Below are 17,112 nucleotides of genomic sequence, written 5' to 3' on the forward strand. Positions count from 1 at the left end.
GCACCGCTTGGGCTGCGGAGGATTTAGGCCCTGAAATATTACGACCAACTGCGCAACTTCTTGCGCAGTTGGGGATTTGCCGGGACCGCGGTGTGGCCTTCGCGAGCAGGCTCGCTCCCGCGGGACAATGTTGCCAGCGAAAGCGTCTTATAAATGAAACACCGCGCTCGGCTATACTCCCCGCATTTCGATCAGGCACGAGGATTCACTGTGAAGAACTGGACGTTGCGCCAACGCATTTTGGCGAGCTTTGCGGTGATTATCGCCATCATGCTGTTGATGGTGGTTCTGTCCTACTCGCGGTTGTTGAAGATCGAGGCCAGTGAAAACAGCGTGCGCGACGATGCCATCCCCGGTGTCTATTACAGCTCGATGATTCGCGGTGCGTGGGTCGACAGTTATTTGCAGACCCAGGAGCTGCTCGGCCTCAAGGAAGGCCAGGGCATTTCCAGCGAAGACGCTGCCGACTACAAGGCGTTCGAGGCGCGGCTGCAAGAGCAGATGGCCAACTATCGCAAGACCATGGCCACTGATGAAGACCGATCCGAGTTCGCCCTGTTCGAGAAATACCACGACACCTACATCGAGATTCAGAACGCTGTGCTGGACCTGCGCAGTCGCAATCTTGAAGCGGATGCGGTCAAGTTATTCAACGAAAAACTGACCCCGGCGTGGTACGCGGGGCGCATGAAACTCAATGACATCATTGGCGAAAACAAAGTCGTCGCTGATACCGCCATGGCCAATATCGACGACGCGGTGGCAACGGCCAAAGTCAGCATGGTCATTTCCCTGCTGGTCGCGGTGCTGGCCGCCGGCCTCTGTGGTCTGCTGCTGATGCGCGCGATAATGGCGCCGATGAACCGCATCGTGACCATCCTCGACATCATGCGCACCGGCGATCTGAGTTCGCGCCTGAACCTCGATCGCAAGGACGAATTCGGCGCGGTCGAAACCGGCTTCAACGACATGATGACCGAGCTGACGTCGCTGGTATCCCAGGCCCAGCGCTCCTCGGTGCAGGTGACCACCTCGGTGACCGAGATCGCCGCCACGTCCAAGCAGCAACAAGCCACCGCCACCGAAACCGCAGCGACTACCACCGAAATCGGCGCAACCTCTCGCGAAATCGCCGCGACCTCGCGGGATCTGGTGCGCACCATGACCGAAGTGTCCACCGCTGCCGATCAGGCCTCGGTACTCGCCGGCTCCGGCCAGCAAGGCCTGGCACGCATGGAAGACACCATGCACTCGGTCATGGGTGCGGCGGATCTGGTCAACGCCAAACTGGCGATCCTCAACGAGAAGGCCGGCAACATCAATCAGGTGGTGGTGACCATCGTCAAAGTGGCTGACCAGACCAACCTGCTGTCGCTCAACGCAGCGATCGAAGCCGAGAAGGCCGGCGAGTACGGTCGCGGTTTTGCCGTGGTCGCCACCGAAGTCCGGCGCCTGGCCGATCAGACCGCCGTGGCCACCTACGACATCGAACAGATGGTTCGCGAGATCCAGTCGGCGGTGTCGGCCGGCGTGATGGGCATGGACAAGTTTTCCGAAGAAGTACGCCGCGGCATGTCGGAAGTGCAGCAGGTCGGCGAGCAGTTGTCGCAGATCATCCATCAGGTGCAGGCACTGGCGCCACGCGTGCTGATGGTCAACGAAGGCATGCAGGCCCAGGCCACTGGCGCCGAGCAGATCAACCATGCGCTGGTGCAGTTGGGCGATGCCAGCAGCCAGACCGTCGAATCGCTGCGTCAGGCCAGTTTCGCTATCGACGAACTGAGTCAGGTGGCCGTCGGCCTGCGCAGCGGCGTTTCGCGATTCAAAGTCTGATGAGCGACATCATCGCCAAGCGTGGCGCCGCACCAGTGGCGAAGCAGGCACTGTTTCTGCTGTTTCGCATCGGCAACGAGCGTTATGCCCTGCGCGCCACTGAAGTGGCCGAAGTGCTGCCGCGCCTGCCGCTGAAACCGATTGCCCGGGCGCCGCATTGGGTGGCCGGGGTGTTTGCCTATCGCGGTGCGGTGGTGCCGGTGATTGATCTCAGCGCGCTGACTTTTGGCCAGCCCGCCGAGGCGCGGACCAGCACGCGGCTGGTGCTGGTCAATTATCAGCCGGATCAAGCGCAACCAGCGCAGTGGCTCGGGCTGATTCTCGAGCAGGCCACCGACACGCTGCGCTGTCATCCGCAAGATTTCCAGCCCTACGGCCTCGACAACCGCGAGGCGCCGTACCTCGGCCCGGTGCGCGAGGATGCGCAGGGATTGCTGCAATGGGTGCGGGTCAATGACTTGCTCGATGACGCCGTGCGCAGCTTGCTGTTCCCCGATCCGCCGCGTGATCCGGCGCAGCTTGAGGCGCAGCCATGAGCAGTGAGCAGCGCTTTTTCGATTTCCTCAAGGAACGCATCGGCCTTGATGTCGCGTCGGTGGGCGCGGCGATCATCGAGCGTGCCGTGCGCCAGCGCACGACCCTGTCCCAGGCTGCCCACGCCGACGGATACTGGCAACTTTTGCAAGGCTCGCGGGATGAACAGCAGGCACTGATCGAAGCGGTGATCGTCCCGGAAACGTGGTTTTTCCGTTATCCGGAATCTTTCGCCACCCTGGGCAAACTGGCGCGAGCTCGGCTTAAAGAACTCAACAACATGCGCGCGTTGCGTATCCTCAGCCTGCCGTGCTCGACCGGCGAAGAACCCTATTCGATCGCCATGGCCTTGCTCGATGCCGGGCTCAAGCCGCATCAGTTCAAGGTGGATGGCATGGACATCAGCCCGTTGTCGGTGGACAAGGCGCGCCGTGCTGTTTACGGCAAGAACTCGTTTCGCGGGCAGGATCTGCAATTTCGCGATCGGCATTTCATGCCTGAGCAGGACGGCCACCGGGTCAACGAATACGTTCGCGAACAGGTGCGCTGGCAGGTCGGCAATGTCCTCGATCCGACGCTGTTGGCGAGCGAGCCAGCCTTCGATTTCGTGTTCTGCCGCAACCTGCTGATCTACTTCGACCAGCCGACGCAAAAGCAGGTGTTCGAAGTGCTCAAGCGCCTGACCCATGTTGACGGCGTGCTGTTTATCGGCCCGGCGGAGGGCAGCCTGCTCGGGCGCTTGGGCATGCGCTCGATCGGCATCCCGCAGTCGTTCGCTTTCAGCCGTCACAGCGAGCCGCACCCCGAACCACTGCCGACGCCGAAACCGGTCGCCGTGCCGGTCAGCCAACCACTGCGTAGCGCGCCGCCGCCAGCGCCAGTGCGCAGCCGCCCTTTTGCTACCGTGACGGCTTTGCCGGTAACGAAAAAAACTGCCAACCCGGACGCCGCGACGCTGCTGGCGCAAATCGCTGCACTGGCCAACGAAGGCAAAAGCGCCGAGGCCCGTGCCGCGTGCGAGCATTATCTGCGCAGCCATGAACCGGTGGCGCAGGTGTTCTATTGGCTGGGCCTGCTCAGCGATGTCGCCGGCCTGAGCCTCGAGGCCCAGAGTTTTTATCGCAAGGCCTTATACCTTGAACCGCAACATCCCGAAGCGTTGATGCATCTGGCGGCGTTGCTGCAGGCTCAAGGCGACACGGTGGGTGCCCGACGATTGCAGGAGCGCGCCGCCCGCAGCGGGCGCACCGCCGACAGTGAGCGTAAACGATGAGCGCGTCCGACACCTTGAACGTTACCCACGAAGACGCCCGCGCCATCGACGATTGCTGGAACCGCATCGGCATTCATGGCGACAAGTCCTGCCCGTTGCTGGAAGAGCACATTCATTGCCGCAACTGCTCGGTATATTCCGCCGCCGCCACACGCCTGCTCGACCGCTATTCGTTGCAGCAGGACCAGCGCGAAGCAGTGGTCAGCAAAGTCGAAATCGACGTCAAGACCCGCTCGCTGCTGATGTTTCGCCTCGGCGAGGAATGGCTCGGACTGGCCACGCGCACGCTTGTCGAAGTCGCGCCGTTGCAGGCGATACATTCGCTGCCGCACCAGCGCTCGCGGGCCTTGCTCGGCGTGGCCAATGTCCGTGGCGCGCTGGTCGCGTGCCTGTCGCTGGTGGAACTGCTCGACCTCGACGGCAGCGTTGCGCCGGCCAGCGGCGGGCGAGTCATGCCGCGCATGCTGATCATCGCTGCCCATGGCGGGCCGGTGGTGGTGCCGGTGGACGAGGTCGACGGCATTCATGCCATCGACGAACGCATCCTCGATGCTGCGTCACAGTCCGGTGCGCAGGCCAGTGCCAAGTACACCCGTGGCGTTCTGCAATATCGCGGTCGCAGCCTGCGCTGGCTGGATGAAGAGCAGCTGCTGTCCGCCGTGACCCGGAGCCTGACATGACCCCCGAGCAAATGCGCGACGCCTCCCTGCTCGAGCTGTTCAGCCTCGAAGCCGAAGCCCAGACCCAAGTGCTCAGCGCCGGGCTGCTGGCGCTGGAGCGCAATCCGACCCAGGCCGATCAACTGGAGTCGTGCATGCGCGCGGCGCACTCGCTCAAAGGCGCAGCGCGGATTGTTGGTATCGACAGCGGCGTCAGCGTCGCCCATGTCATGGAAGATTGCCTGGTCAGCGCCCAGGAAGGGCGTTTGTTGCTGCGTCCCGAGCACATCGACGCGTTGTTGCAGGGCACCGACCTGCTGATGCGCATCGCCACGCCGGCCAATGCGCCGCAACCCGCGGACATTGAAGCCTATGTGGCGCTGATGGGGCGTTTGCTCGACACGTCAGCGCCAGCCGCTGTGGTTGCCACGCCGCCGATGGCCGAGTTGTCGATCGAGCCAGCGCCAATACTGTCAGCGCCGATGGTCGACGAGCCCGCCGAGCCCGCCCCGCGCAAAAACAAACGCACGACCGAGGGCGGCGAGCGCGTCTTGCGCGTTACCGCCGAGCGCCTGAACAGCCTGCTCGATCTGTCGAGCAAATCGCTGGTAGAAACCCAGCGTCTCAAGCCGCATCTGGCGACCATGCAGCGCCTCAAGCGCATGCAGAACAACGGCCTGCGCGCGCTGGAAAATCTCAATGTGCACCTGAAGGAGCATGCGCTGAGCCTGGAAGCGCTCGAGTCGCTGGAAGATGCGCGACGTTTGCTCGCCGAGTCGCAGCAACTGCTGAGCGAGAAAAACGCCGAACTCGACGAATTCGCCTGGCAGGCCAGCCAGCGCGCGCAAGTGCTCTATGACACCGCGCTGGCCTGTCGCATGCGCCCGTTCGCCGACGTGTTGAGCGGGCAGGCGCGCATGGTTCGCGACCTCGGTCGCAGCCTTGGCAAGCAGGTGCGCCTGGAGATCGAAGGCGAGAAGACTCAGGTCGATCGCGATGTGCTGGAAAAACTCGAGGCGCCGCTCACGCATCTGCTGCGCAACGCTGTCGATCACGGCATCGAAACCCCGGAGCAACGCCTGCTCAAGGGCAAGCCCGAAGAAGGCCTGATTCGCCTGCGCGCCTCCCACCAAGCCGGTTTGCTGGTGCTGGAACTCAGCGATGACGGCGGTGGCGTCGATCTGGATAAAGTCCGCCGCAGCATCGTCGAACGGCAGTTATCCCCAGCCGAAACCGCAGCGCAGTTGAGCGAAGAGGAACTGCTGACGTTCCTGTTTCTGCCGGGATTCAGCCTGCGCGACAAGGTCACCGAGGTGTCCGGGCGTGGCGTTGGTCTGGATGCTGTTCAACACATGGTTCGCCAGTTGCGCGGGGCCGTGGTGCTGGAGCAGACGGCGGGAGAGGGCAGCCGTTTCCATCTGGAGGTGCCGTTGACGCTTTCGGTGGTGCGCAGTCTGGTGGTGGAAGTCGGTGAAGAGGCTTACGCGTTCCCGCTGGCGCACATCGAACGCATGTGCGACTTGGCGCCGGAAGACATTGTGCAGGTCGAAGGACGCCAGCATTTCTGGCACGAAGGCCAGCATGTCGGCCTGGTCGCGGCCAGCCAGTTGCTCAATCGCCCGGCCAGTCAGAACGATGGCGCTACCCTGAAAGTCGTGGTGATCCGCGAGCGCGAGGCGATTTACGGGGTGGCGGTCGAGCGCTTCGTGGGTGAGCGCACGCTGGTGGTGTTGCCGCTGGACGAGCGTCTGGGCAAGGTTCAGGACATCTCCGCCGGGGCCTTGCTCGATGACGGCTCGGTGGTGCTGATCGTCGATGTCGAAGACATGCTGCGTTCGGTGGACAAACTGCTCAATACCGGGCGCCTGGAGCGCATTGCCCGCCACGGCAATCAAGCTGCCGAAGCGGCGCGCAAACGAGTCTTGGTGGTCGACGATTCGCTGACCGTGCGCGAGCTGCAACGCAAACTGCTGCTCAATCGTGGCTACGACGTCGCGGTGGCGGTGGACGGCATGGACGGCTGGAACGCGCTGCGTTCGGAGAACTTCGATCTGCTGATCACCGACATCGACATGCCGCGTATGGACGGTATCGAGCTGGTCACCCTGTTGCGCCGCGACAACCGTCTGCAATCGCTACCGGTGATGGTCGTGTCGTACAAGGATCGCGAAGAAGACCGGCGCCGTGGACTGGACGCCGGCGCCGACTATTATCTGGCCAAAGCCAGTTTTCATGACGACGCCCTGCTTGATGCAGTGGTCGAGCTCATCGGAGGAGCGCGGACATGAGGATCGCAATCGTCAACGACATGCCCCTGGCGGTGGAGGCCCTGCGCCGCGCGCTGGCGTTCGAGCCGGCGCATCAGGTGATCTGGGTCGCCAGCAACGGCGCCGAGGCGGTGCAACGCTGCGCCGAATACACCCCGGACCTGATTCTGATGGACCTGATCATGCCGATCATGGACGGCGTCGAAGCCACGCGGCGGATCATGGCCGAGACGCCGTGCGCGATTGTCATCGTCACCGTGGATCGTCAACAGAACGTGCACCGCGTGTTCGAGGCCATGGGCCACGGCGCGCTGGACGTGGTCGACACGCCGGCGATCGGCGCCGGCAATGCCCAGGAAGCGGCGGCGCCGTTGTTGCGCAAGATCCTCAACATCGGCTGGCTGATCGGCGACAAGGCGCCACGCGCGCGCCCGGCGCCGAGTTCGCCGCGCAGCTCGCCGTCACGTCAGCGGCTGGTGGCGATCGGCTCGTCTGCCGGTGGGCCGGCGGCGCTGGAAGTGTTGCTCAAAGGCCTGCCGAGAGATTTTTCCGCCGCGATCGTGCTGGTGCAGCATGTCGATCAGGTGTTCGCCGCCGGCATGGCCGAATGGCTGGCCAGTGCCAGCGGCCTCGATGTGCGTCTGGCCCGTGAAGGCGAGCCGCCGCAAAGTGGTGCGGTGCTGCTGGCCGGGACCAATCACCATATTCGCCTGTTGAAAAACGGCACGCTGGCCTACACCGCCGAACCGGTCAACGAGATCTATCGCCCCTCGATCGACGTGTTTTTCGAGAGCGTCGCCAGTTACTGGAACGGTGACGCCGTGGGGGTTTTATTGACCGGGATGGGGCGCGATGGCGCGCAAGGGCTTAAGCTCATGCGCCAGCAGGGTTATTTGACCATTGCGCAGGATCAGCACAGCAGTGCGGTGTACGGCATGCCCAAGGCTGCCGCGGCGATCGATGCCGCGGTGGAAATCCGTCCGCTGGAAAAGATAGCGCCACGATTGCTGGAGATTTTCCCCAAATGAACAGGTTGATCGGCAATCCAGGCCCCCGCAGTACTCAGGTGACCGCTCATGAATGATTTACAGATCGACGACATTAAAACCGACGAAAACGCCGCCATGGTGTTGTTGGTGGATGATCAGGCGATGATCGGCGAAGCGGTGCGCCGTGGGCTGTCGAATCAGGAAAACATCGACTTCCACTTCTGCTCCGACCCGCAGCAGGCCATCGCCCAGGCGGTGCGGATCAAGCCGACGGTGATCCTCCAGGACCTGGTGATGCCCGGCCTCGATGGCCTGAGCCTGGTGCGCGAATACCGCAATCACCCGGCGACCAAGGACATCCCGATCATCGTTCTTTCGACCAAGGAAGACCCGCTGATCAAAAGCGCGGCGTTTTCCGCTGGCGCCAACGATTATCTGGTGAAGCTGCCGGACACCATCGAACTGGTCGCGCGCATTCGCTACCACTCGCGGTCCTACATGACATTGCTGCAGCGCGACGCCGCTTACCGAGCGTTGCGGGTCAGCCAGCAGCAGTTGCTCGACACCAACCTGGTGCTGCAACGGCTGATGAACTCCGACGGCCTGACCGGGCTGTCCAACCGTCGTCACTTTGACGAGTACCTGGAACTGGAGTGGCGCCGTTCCCTGCGCGATCAGACGCAGCTGTCGTTGCTGATGATCGACGTCGATTACTTCAAGTCATACAACGACAGTTTCGGTCACGTTGAGGGCGACGAAGCGTTGCGCAAGGTCGCCGCAGCCATCCGTGACGCCAGCTCGCGACCGTCGGATCTGCCGGCGCGTTACGGCGGCGAGGAGTTTGTGCTGGTGCTGCCGAACACCTCGCCGGGCGGCGCGCGGTTGTTGGCCGAAAAACTGCGCCAGACTGTGGCGGCGTTGAAGATTCCGCACAACACACCGGCCGAGGGCTCCAGTCTGACCATCAGCATTGGTCTGGCGACCATGGTGCCGCAGGCGGGGAGTGACTGCCGGCTGCTGATTTCGGCGGCGGATCGCGGGTTGTATCTGGCCAAGAACAATGGGCGCAATCAGGTCGGGATCGAGTAACGGCCGTTGCCCTCACCCCAGCCCTCTCCTGGAGGGAGAGGGGGCCGACCGAGGTGTCTCGGGCCAGACATCGACCTGAGAGATCGCAGCGATTATGGATCTTCAGGCTTGGCGATCACGGATTCGGTGAAGCCATTCTATTCGGCGTATGTTTCAAATATCCCCCGATCGGTCCCCTCTCCCTCCGGGAGAGGGCTAGGGTGAGGGCAGCAATCTCGGCCCATTCACCGCCAGACGGGCTGCCGCGACAGCCTGTTTACGTTATACTCGCCGGCTTTCAAAAGTTCGCCAACGAGTGCTGCCCGTCATGGAAATCAACCCGATCCTGAACACCATCAAGGACCTGTCCGAGCGCTCCGAAACTATTCGGGGGTATCTTTGACTACGATCAAAAGCATGAGCGTCTGACCGAGGTCAATCGCGAGCTTGAAGATCCGAGTGTCTGGAACAAACCTGAATACGCCCAGGAGCTGGGCCGCGAGCGTGCCGCGCTGGCGCAGATCGTCGACACCCTCGACGAACTGAACGGCGGTCTGGCCGATTGCCGCGACCTGCTGGACATGGCCGTCGAAGAAAACGACGAAGGCGCAGTGGGCGATGTCGTCGCCGAGCTGGCCCGTCTCGAGGAAAATCTGGCCAAGCTGGAATTCCGCCGCATGTTCAGCCATGAAATGGACCCGAACAACGCCTACCTGGACATCCAGGCCGGCTCCGGCGGTACCGAAGCGCAGGACTGGGCCAACATCCTGCTGCGCATGTACCTGCGCTGGGCCGACAAACGCGGTTTCGATGCGACCATCATGGAACTGTCCGCCGGTGAAGTCGCCGGGATCAAGGGCGCGACCGTGCACATCAAGGGCGAATACGCCTTTGGCTGGCTGCGTACCGAGATCGGCGTGCACCGTCTGGTGCGCAAGAGCCCGTTCGACTCCGGCAACCGTCGCCATACCTCGTTCTCCGCTGTTTTCGTTTCGCCAGAGATCGATGACAAGGTGGAAATCGAAATCAACCCGGCAGACCTGCGGATCGACACCTATCGTTCCTCCGGTGCCGGTGGTCAGCACGTAAACACCACCGACTCGGCCGTACGTATCACCCACGTACCGACCAACACCGTGGTCAGCTGCCAGAACGAGCGTTCCCAGCACGCCAACAAGGACACCGCAATGAAGATGCTGCGGGCCAAGTTGTACGAGCAGGAAATGCAGAAGCGCAACGCCGCTTCGCAGGCGCTGGAAGACACCAAGTCCGATATCGGCTGGGGTCACCAGATTCGCTCTTACGTGCTCGATGCCTCGCGGATCAAGGATCTGCGTACCAACATCGAACGCAGCGATTGCGACAAGGTGCTCGATGGCGACATCGATGAGTACCTGGAAGCCAGCCTGAAATCCGGCCTGTAACACCCTCTGTGGGAGCGGGCTCGCCCGCGATCCCCAGCCGAAGGCTGGGGGCAACGAACCTGATGGAATACTTAAAGACATGAGCGACCTACAACTCGACCCGCAAGCCCTGCAACAGGAAGAAAACTCCCTGATCGCCCTGCGCAAGGAAAAGCTTGCTGCCGAGCGCGCCAAGGGCAATGCCTTCCCGAACGACTTCCGCCGCGACAACTACTGCGATGCCTTGCAGAAACAGTACGCGGACAAGACCAAGGAAGAGCTGGCAGAGGCTGCAATCCCGGTCAAGGTTGCCGGTCGCATCATGCTCAACCGTGGCTCGTTCATGGTGATCCAGGACATGACCGGGCGCATCCAGGTCTACGTCAACCGCAAGACACTGTCCGAAGAAACCCTGGCCGCGGTGAAAACCTGGGACATGGGCGACATCATTGCCGCCGAAGGCACCCTGGCACGTTCCGGCAAGGGCGACCTGTACGTTGAAATGACCAGCGTGCGCCTGCTGACCAAGTCGCTGCGCCCGCTGCCGGACAAGCACCACGGCCTGACCGACACCGAACAGCGCTACCGCCAGCGCTACGTCGACCTGATCGTCAACGAAGACGTGCGCCAGACCTTCCGCGTGCGTTCGCAAGTGATCGCGCACATCCGCAGCTTCCTGATGAAGCGCGACTTCCTCGAAGTCGAAACGCCGATGCTGCAGACCATTCCCGGCGGCGCCGCAGCCAAGCCGTTCGAAACCCACCACAATGCGCTGGACATGGAAATGTTCCTGCGTATCGCGCCAGAGCTGTATCTGAAGCGTCTGGTGGTTGGTGGTTTTGAAAAGGTCTTCGAGATCAACCGCAACTTCCGTAACGAAGGCGTTTCGACTCGTCACAACCCTGAATTCACCATGTTGGAGTTCTATCAGGCGTACGCCGATTACGAAGACAACATGGACCTGACCGAAGAGCTGTTCCGCGAGCTGGCCCAGCTGGTGCTGGGCAGCACCGACGTGCCGTACGGCGACAAGGTGTTCCACTTCGGCGAGCCGTTCGTGCGTCTGTCGGTGTTCGACTCGATCCTCAAGTACAACCCTGAGCTGACTGCCGATGATCTGAACGACATCGACAAGGCTCGCGCCATCGCCAAGAAGGCCGGCGCCAAGGTGCTGGGCTTCGAAGGTCTGGGCAAACTGCAGGTGATGATTTTCGAAGAACTGGTCGAGCACAAGCTGGAGCAGCCGCACTTCATCACTCAGTACCCGTTCGAAGTGTCGCCGCTGGCCCGTCGCAACGACGAAAACCCGAACGTCACCGACCGCTTCGAGCTGTTCATCGGTGGGCGTGAAATCGCCAACGCCTACTCCGAGTTGAACGACGCGGAAGACCAGGCCGAGCGCTTCATGGCGCAGGTGGCCGACAAGGACGCCGGCGACGACGAAGCCATGCACTACGACGCCGACTTCGTCCGTGCGCTGGAGTACGGCATGCCCCCAACCGCCGGCGAAGGTATCGGCATCGATCGTCTGGTGATGTTGCTGACCAACTCGCCGTCGATCCGCGATGTGATCCTGTTCCCGCACATGCGACCGCAAGCGTAAACGTTTCAGTTGAAAAGCCGCCTAAAACAGGCGGCTTTTTATTGCCTGTCTGGTACAAATGTATCAATTGGTTAATTTGGCATTAGTAGAGGAAGTGCTGTCGTGATGGGTGCATTAGCTCAAGAAGGTGCAGCGGGTATCGCCACTGCGGTCGCTGAAAGTGTTCAGTACCAGGGCCGCAAGGCCAGCCGACAGGGCAGTGAGCAGCGTCGCCAGGACATTCTCGACGCCGCGATGCGCATTGTCGTGCGCGACGGCGTGCGTGCCGTGCGCCATCGTGCGGTCGCGGCGGAGGCCGGCGTGCCGCTGTCGGCGACCACGTATTACTTCAAGGACATCGATGATCTGCTCACCGATACCTTCGCCCAATACGTTGAACGCAGCGCGGCGTACATGGCCAAGTTGTGGATCAATAACGAAGGGCTGCTGCGCGAAATGGTGGTCAGCGCCGACGGCAGCCCGGAGTCGCGCTCGCAACTGGCCGATGACATTGCGCGATTGATGGCCGATTACGTGCACCGGCAACTGATCAACCGCCGCGAGCATCTGATGGCCGAACAGGCGTTCCGTCAGGAAGCGCTGCTTAATCCGCGTCTGGCCATTCTGGTGCGCTCGCATCAGCAGATTCTGCTGCAGGGCACCTGCCAGTTGTTCCAGGTACTGGGCTCGCGTGAACCGCAGCAGGATGCCAAGGTGTTGACGGCGATTATCGGGCGGATGGAATATCAGGGCCTGCTCAACGACGCTGAGCCTCTGGCCGAAGAGGACATGCTCGGGATTCTGACGCGGTATATGCACCTGGTGCTGGCGTCGGTCTAGCGTTTGACGCTAAACCCTGTGGGAGCGAGCCTGCTCGCGAAAGCGCTCTGATATTCAACATCTCCGTTGTCTGACACAGTGCATTCGCGAGCAGGCTCGCTCCCACAAAGGCCTCAGCGCCTATGATTGGCTACGTCACGTTTTCTACAGGAGTTTCGGGTGGACGATTACCAGCAGACGATACGCATGTTGTCCGATCGCATTGTGCTGGCGCAGACGCCGATCCGCGTGCTCGATGCGGTCAAGTGGGACGACAACGTGCGCAAGGGCTTTCTCAAGGCCAAGGGCAAGGAAATGCCGGCGGTGGATCGCGACTACTACCTCAACCGCCCGCTGTCGTTCGATTCGAGCCAGGTCAAACTGGAATTCCAGAACATCGAGCGCGACATCACCCGCCAGCTCGGCCAGTTCAACCCGGTCGGGCAGATCATGCGGCGCATGTGCAAGGAATACCGCATGGTGGTGCGCATGCTCGAAGCGCGTGGCACCGAGGACTTCGGCCTGATCTCGCAAGAGCTGTACGGCGCGGCGTCCGATGCCTTCCACGCCGGTGACCCGACATTGGCCGACCTCGGCCTAATGATGTCCGACTACCTGAACAACATCGACGGACGCGGCGATCTCAAGGACGAGCCGAAGATCCTCACCGCCAAAGACGCGGTGCACCTGCTGCAAACCCGACTGAACAAGGTATTCGGTGAGGCCGAAGAGACGATTCGCGTGTTCGAGTCCGACGGCATCGTCGCCGACGCCGCTGCGGGCGCTGACTACATCAAGATCCGCACCGACGCGCTGTTCAACGACCGCGACGTGCGCGCACTGGAAGTCCACGAAGGCCTGGTGCACGTCGGCACCACACTCAATGGCTTGAATCAGCCGATCTGCACCTTCCTGTCGAAAGGCCCACCCTCGTCGACGGTGACCCAGGAAGGCCTGGCGATCCTGATGGAAATCATCACCTTCGCCTCTTACCCGAGTCGCCTGCGCAAACTGACCAACCGCACCCGTGCGATTCATATGGTCGAGGAGGGCGCGGACTTTTTGCAAATCTACGAATTCTTCCGCGAGCAGGGTTTCGAAATGGCCGAAAGCTACGGCAATGCCAGCCGGGTGTTCCGTGGCTCGACGCCGACCGGTCTGCCATTTACCAAAGACTTGTCCTACCTCAAGGGCTTCATCATGGTTTACAACTACATTCAGTTGGCCGTGCGCAAAGGCAAGCTTGAGCAGATTCCGTTGTTGTTCTGTGGCAAGACCACACTGGAAGACATGCGGACCTTGCGGCAACTGGTGGACGAAGGCCTGGTGGTGCCGCCCAAGTATCTGCCGGACCAGTTCCGTGACTTGAATGCGTTGTCGGCGTGGATGTGTTTCTCCAACTTCCTCAACCATTTGAGCCTGGACCGGATTGAGGCGGATTATTCCAATATCCTCTAGACCCAGCACCGAACCCCTTGTGGGAGCGAGCCTGCTCGCGAATGCGATTTCACCTTCAACATTGATGTCGGCTGATACACCGCTTTCGCGAGCAGGCTCGCTCCCACAGGTTTGATTTGTGTTCAGTTCCCTTCTTTGCGAGGTTTCACCGGATGAGAATCCTCGGCATCCTTTGCCTGCTCTTGACCCTCGGCGGTTGCAGTTCGCTGCTGTTCTACCCCGAACCGGGTCAGGTCTTCACCCCTGACAAAGCCAAGCTTGAGTACCGCACAGTCACTCTGATTACCGCTGATGGCTTGAAACTCAACGCCTGGTGGCTGCCGGCCAAACCTGGCGTCGAGGTCAAAGGCACGGTCCTGCATCTGCACGGCAACGGCGGCAATCTGCCGATGCATCTGGGCGGCAGCTGGTGGTTGCCGAAGAATGGTTATCAGGTGCTGCTGGTCGACTATCGCGGCTACGGTTTGTCCGAGGGCAAGCCGAGCCTGCCGGCGATCTATCAGGATATCGATGCGGCCTTTGCTTGGCTCGACAACGCGCCCGAGGTCAAAGGCAAACCGCTGGTGCTGCTCGGGCAGAGTCTGGGCGGCGCGATGTCGGTGCATTGGCTGGCGCAGCACCCGGAACGGCAAAAACAACTCAAGGCCCTGGTGCTGGATGGCGTGCCGGCCAGTTATCGCAGTGTCGGCCAATTCGCCCTCAGCACTTCGTGGCTGACCTGGCCATTGCAAGTGCCGCTGTCGTGGCTGGTCCCGGACGGCGACAGCGCGATCAACTCGATGGCACAGCTGACGGGCGTGCCGAAGCTGATCTTCCACAGCATCGACGATCCGCTGGTGCCAATGGCCAACGGCATTCGCCTGTATCAGGCCGCGCCGCCGCCGCGGGTGTTGCAGCTGACCCGTGGTGGTCATGTGCAAACCTTCGGCGACCCGGTGTGGCGTCAGGTCATGCTGCGCTATCTCGACGACCCCGAACACTTCGACGGCCTGCGCCGCCTCGGCGAAATCCCCAACTATCCGCCGCCCCCGAATTCCGAAGATGAGACCCCGCAATGACTGAAGAACGTAATGCCATCCCGCTGATCATCACCGGTATCTGCAGCATCCTCGGCACCGTCGGGGCGCTGTGGTACTACGGCTACCTGCACTTTGCCAAGCCGGAGGATGCGTTGCTGCTCAGCGAATTCACCATGCTCAAGACCGTGCCGGGCGAGGACTACAAAGTCTCGCTGACACCCGCGCCGCAAGTGGCGCAGTGCATTGATGGCGTGCTGGTGCTGTTCGATACCGAACAGAAAGGCCTGACCGGGGTGCTGGTCAACACGCAGAAGAAAGCGGTGCGGTGTATGGGCGAAGAGACTCCGCAGAAACTCGAGAAGTGATTCTGCAGGTTCAGCCCTCACCCTAACCCTCTCCCAGAGGGAGAAGGGACTGACCGAGGTGTTTGTTTAAGCTACGTCGACCTGATCCATTGCGCCGAACACAAGTTTTGAAAGCGACACAAATCGGCTCCCTCTCCCTTGGGAGAGGGCTGGGGTGAGGGGCTACGATGTCTGCTCCCACAAAAAAGCCCCGCCTGATCAATTCAGGCGGGGCTTTTGCGTTACCGGGTGTAGCTTAGTTCGAGCTCACCGAAGAACGCGGTGCGACTGGCTGGTTGTCGTTGGAAATGGTCACTTCCACACGACGGTTCATCGCACGGCCCGAGACGCTGCCGTTATCCGCTACCGGATATTCCTTGCCATAACCCTGAGCAACGATGCGCGAAGGATCGACGCCCATCTTGATCAGAGCCATCTGCACGGAAGTCGCGCGACGCTCGGACAGCGACTGGTTGTAGCTCGCGGTGCCGGTGCTGTCGGTGTAACCCTCGACGATCACTTTGCGATCCGGGTTTTCCTGAAGGAATTGCGCCAGTTTGTTGATGTTCACCAGGCCGCTGGATTTCAGATCAGCCTTGTTGGTGGCGAACAGCACGTCACCGAAAGTCACCAGCGTGCCGCGATCGGTCTGCTTGGCGTTGAGGCTGTCCTGCAGCTGTTTGATCTGCTGGTCACGGGCATCCAGACGGGCCTGGGCACGTAGGGCTGCGGCGTTTTTCAGGTTGTTTTCAGCGGTGCGCAGAGCGATGGTCTGCTTGGCCACTTCGACGCGCTGGTTGGTCAGGTAAGCCAATTGGTCAACCTTGGCCGCATCTTCTTTGTCCAGATATGCCTTGTCGGCCTTGTCCAGGTAATCGCTGGCGTCTTTGGTTTCCAGTGCCGCGACTTTGCTCGCCTGTGGGTTGGCCTGCAGGCCGGCGTAGTTGGTGCGCGCCTGTTCCAGGTTCGGGTTAGGCGGAGTAGAGCAGGCAGCCAGTGCAACGCTTGCGGCCAGAAGAGCGGGAATCATCAGTTGCTTACGCATAATTTGTCGTCCTTTCTATCGGTAAGAGTTTCAGCTTTGCGGTCGGGATGCGCGCTTACTGCACAGTGCGCTGGCTTTCCTGACGCAGTTCCTGAACACCTTTCTGGGAATCCTTCACAGCCTGTTCGGCCTTGGCGGCCTGGGCCTTGCGTTCAGCGACGCGAGCGTCCCATTCAGCCTGTTCGGACAGGCGACGGGCCTCGTCATACTTCTTGTCGTGCATGGCGATTTCAGCTTGTTTCAGTTTGTCCTGAGCCTGCTTCATTTCCACCGCAGCAAATTCGGTACCGCCAGCGCTGACGGCGCTGTTGACGGCCGATTGGGTCACGGCGTACTGCTCGGTCGGAGGATTACCGGCGCAACCGGCCAGTACGAAGCTGGTGCCGATGGCCAGAGCGGCCAGTTTCAGACCGCGCAGGTGGGAAAACGAGGTTTGGGTTTTCATGGTCTTCAACTCCATTAGGCATCTCCTGAAAATACAACTGAATCCATCCTGGCAGAGGAGCCGAAAGCATCGCTTGTTGACGCGAATTGAAACGCTCGTTCCAGGCGTGGTTACCTGTTCCGACCGGCGGCATTTTTGAAAAGTTCAGAAAAGATGGCCTATCGCCAAAAATTAAATTGACCGTTTGGACAAGGCTCTGGAGCGGGAACTTTGGGGCTTTGGAGCGGTACGCGCGGGTGCAATCTGGCCGTTGATAAACCAATTTGCGATCTGGAACACGACCCAGGTGGGAGCGAGCCTGCTCGCGAATGCGATGTGTCAGCCAGCGCAAATGCTGGATGAAAATCCGCATTCGCGAGCAGGCTCGCTCCCAC

General features: G+C 61.2%; 15 protein-coding genes. 13 read left to right on the top strand and 2 right to left on the bottom strand.

Annotation, left to right across the window (positions count from 1 at the left end; all coding sequences use genetic code 11):
• Window positions 1–210 precede the first annotated feature (210 nt).
• From PS14A_RS04500 to PS14A_RS04560, 13 genes are all read left to right on the top strand, one after another.
• Entirely contained in the window at window positions 211–1,833 is a 1,623-nt protein-coding gene (locus PS14A_RS04500; RefSeq protein WP_137215238.1) for a methyl-accepting chemotaxis protein, read from the top strand.
• Window positions 1,833–2,369 (top strand): chemotaxis protein CheW, encoded by a 537-nt coding sequence (locus PS14A_RS04505; RefSeq protein WP_212615404.1) that lies wholly within the window; start codon window positions 1,833–1,835, stop codon window positions 2,367–2,369. Before PS14A_RS04500 ends, PS14A_RS04505 begins: the two co-directional genes overlap by 1 nt.
• Window positions 2,366–3,640, top strand: a complete 1,275-nt coding sequence (locus tag PS14A_RS04510; protein ID WP_212615405.1) for a CheR family methyltransferase — start codon at window positions 2,366–2,368, stop codon at window positions 3,638–3,640. Before PS14A_RS04505 ends, PS14A_RS04510 begins: the two co-directional genes overlap by 4 nt.
• A complete protein-coding gene (locus PS14A_RS04515; protein WP_071174508.1) occupies window positions 3,637–4,320 on the top strand; it encodes a chemotaxis protein CheW in 684 nt (227 codons plus the stop codon). The genes PS14A_RS04510 and PS14A_RS04515 overlap by 4 nt, the downstream gene beginning before the upstream one ends.
• A complete protein-coding gene (locus PS14A_RS04520; RefSeq protein WP_212615406.1) occupies window positions 4,317–6,587 on the top strand; it encodes a hybrid sensor histidine kinase/response regulator in 2,271 nt (756 codons plus the stop codon). Before PS14A_RS04515 ends, PS14A_RS04520 begins: the two co-directional genes overlap by 4 nt.
• Window positions 6,584–7,594, top strand: coding sequence for a chemotaxis response regulator protein-glutamate methylesterase (locus PS14A_RS04525; protein WP_137215243.1), 1,011 nt, complete (start codon window positions 6,584–6,586; stop codon window positions 7,592–7,594). Before PS14A_RS04520 ends, PS14A_RS04525 begins: the two co-directional genes overlap by 4 nt.
• A gap of 48 nt (window positions 7,595–7,642) precedes the next feature.
• Window positions 7,643–8,644 carry a PleD family two-component system response regulator gene (locus PS14A_RS04530; RefSeq protein WP_024011741.1) on the top strand — a complete coding sequence of 334 codons (1,002 nt, stop codon included), beginning with the start codon at window positions 7,643–7,645 and terminating at the stop codon, window positions 8,642–8,644.
• 307 nt (window positions 8,645–8,951) lie between these two features.
• Window positions 8,952–10,047 (top strand): peptide chain release factor 2 gene (gene prfB / locus PS14A_RS04535; RefSeq protein WP_099758102.1). Its coding sequence is split into 2 segments (ribosomal slippage): window positions 8,952–9,023 and window positions 9,025–10,047, totalling 1,095 coding nucleotides; the frame shifts between segments, so codons are not numbered across the junction.
• Window positions 10,048–10,126: 79 nt separating this feature from the next.
• On the top strand, window positions 10,127–11,629 hold the full coding sequence (gene lysS, locus PS14A_RS04540; protein ID WP_212615407.1) for a lysine--tRNA ligase: 1,503 nt from the start codon (window positions 10,127–10,129) through the stop codon (window positions 11,627–11,629).
• Between the two features lie 105 nt (window positions 11,630–11,734).
• Entirely contained in the window at window positions 11,735–12,448 is a 714-nt protein-coding gene (locus PS14A_RS04545; protein ID WP_016771505.1) for a TetR family transcriptional regulator, read from the top strand.
• Window positions 12,449–12,634: 186 nt separating this feature from the next.
• Entirely contained in the window at window positions 12,635–13,885 is a 1,251-nt protein-coding gene (locus PS14A_RS04550) for a flavohemoglobin expression-modulating QEGLA motif protein (RefSeq protein WP_166554750.1), read from the top strand.
• Window positions 13,886–14,037: 152 nt separating this feature from the next.
• Window positions 14,038–14,943, top strand: a complete 906-nt coding sequence (locus PS14A_RS04555) for an alpha/beta hydrolase (protein ID WP_130910083.1) — start codon at window positions 14,038–14,040, stop codon at window positions 14,941–14,943.
• Window positions 14,940–15,269 (top strand): hypothetical protein, encoded by a 330-nt coding sequence (locus tag PS14A_RS04560; protein ID WP_212615408.1) that lies wholly within the window; start codon window positions 14,940–14,942, stop codon window positions 15,267–15,269. The genes PS14A_RS04555 and PS14A_RS04560 overlap by 4 nt, the downstream gene beginning before the upstream one ends.
• A 235-nt stretch (window positions 15,270–15,504) precedes the next feature.
• On the opposite strand, the gene PS14A_RS04565 is transcribed toward PS14A_RS04560, so the two are convergent.
• The gene (locus PS14A_RS04565) at window positions 15,505–16,293 is read right to left on the bottom strand and encodes an OmpA family protein (protein ID WP_212615409.1); all 789 of its coding nucleotides are present in this window, start codon (window positions 16,291–16,293) and stop codon (window positions 15,505–15,507) included.
• A 55-nt stretch (window positions 16,294–16,348) separates the two neighbouring features.
• Window positions 16,349–16,753, bottom strand: coding sequence for a DUF4398 domain-containing protein (locus tag PS14A_RS04570; RefSeq protein ID WP_024011747.1), 405 nt, complete (start codon window positions 16,751–16,753; stop codon window positions 16,349–16,351).
• Between the last annotated feature and the right edge of the window lie 359 nt (window positions 16,754–17,112).

It is taken from the genome of Pseudomonas sp. 14A, assembly GCF_018132745.1.
Classification (GTDB): Bacteria; Pseudomonadota; Gammaproteobacteria; order Pseudomonadales; family Pseudomonadaceae; genus Aquipseudomonas; species Aquipseudomonas mercuritolerans.

Excerpts from the sequence above, each read along its gene's own strand:
- PS14A_RS04505 (WP_212615404.1), top strand. The coding sequence starts at position 1,833 with ATGAGCGACATCATCGCCAAGCGTGGCGCCGCACCAGTGGCGAAGCAG.
- PS14A_RS04510 (WP_212615405.1), top strand. The coding sequence starts at position 2,366 with ATGAGCAGTGAGCAGCGCTTTTTCGATTTCCTCAAGGAACGCATCGGC.
- PS14A_RS04515 (WP_071174508.1), top strand. The coding sequence starts at position 3,637 with ATGAGCGCGTCCGACACCTTGAACGTTACCCACGAAGACGCCCGCGCC.
- PS14A_RS04520 (WP_212615406.1), top strand. The coding sequence starts at position 4,317 with ATGACCCCCGAGCAAATGCGCGACGCCTCCCTGCTCGAGCTGTTCAGC.
- PS14A_RS04525 (WP_137215243.1), top strand. The coding sequence starts at position 6,584 with ATGAGGATCGCAATCGTCAACGACATGCCCCTGGCGGTGGAGGCCCTG.
- PS14A_RS04530 (WP_024011741.1), top strand. The coding sequence starts at position 7,643 with ATGAATGATTTACAGATCGACGACATTAAAACCGACGAAAACGCCGCC.
- lysS (WP_212615407.1), top strand. The coding sequence starts at position 10,127 with ATGAGCGACCTACAACTCGACCCGCAAGCCCTGCAACAGGAAGAAAAC.
- PS14A_RS04545 (WP_016771505.1), top strand. The coding sequence starts at position 11,735 with ATGGGTGCATTAGCTCAAGAAGGTGCAGCGGGTATCGCCACTGCGGTC.
- PS14A_RS04550 (WP_166554750.1), top strand. The coding sequence starts at position 12,635 with ATGTTGTCCGATCGCATTGTGCTGGCGCAGACGCCGATCCGCGTGCTC.
- PS14A_RS04555 (WP_130910083.1), top strand. The coding sequence starts at position 14,038 with ATGAGAATCCTCGGCATCCTTTGCCTGCTCTTGACCCTCGGCGGTTGC.
- PS14A_RS04560 (WP_212615408.1), top strand. The coding sequence starts at position 14,940 with ATGACTGAAGAACGTAATGCCATCCCGCTGATCATCACCGGTATCTGC.
- PS14A_RS04565 (WP_212615409.1), bottom strand. The coding sequence starts at position 16,293 with ATGCGTAAGCAACTGATGATTCCCGCTCTTCTGGCCGCAAGCGTTGCA.
- PS14A_RS04570 (WP_024011747.1), bottom strand. The coding sequence starts at position 16,753 with ATGGAGTTGAAGACCATGAAAACCCAAACCTCGTTTTCCCACCTGCGC.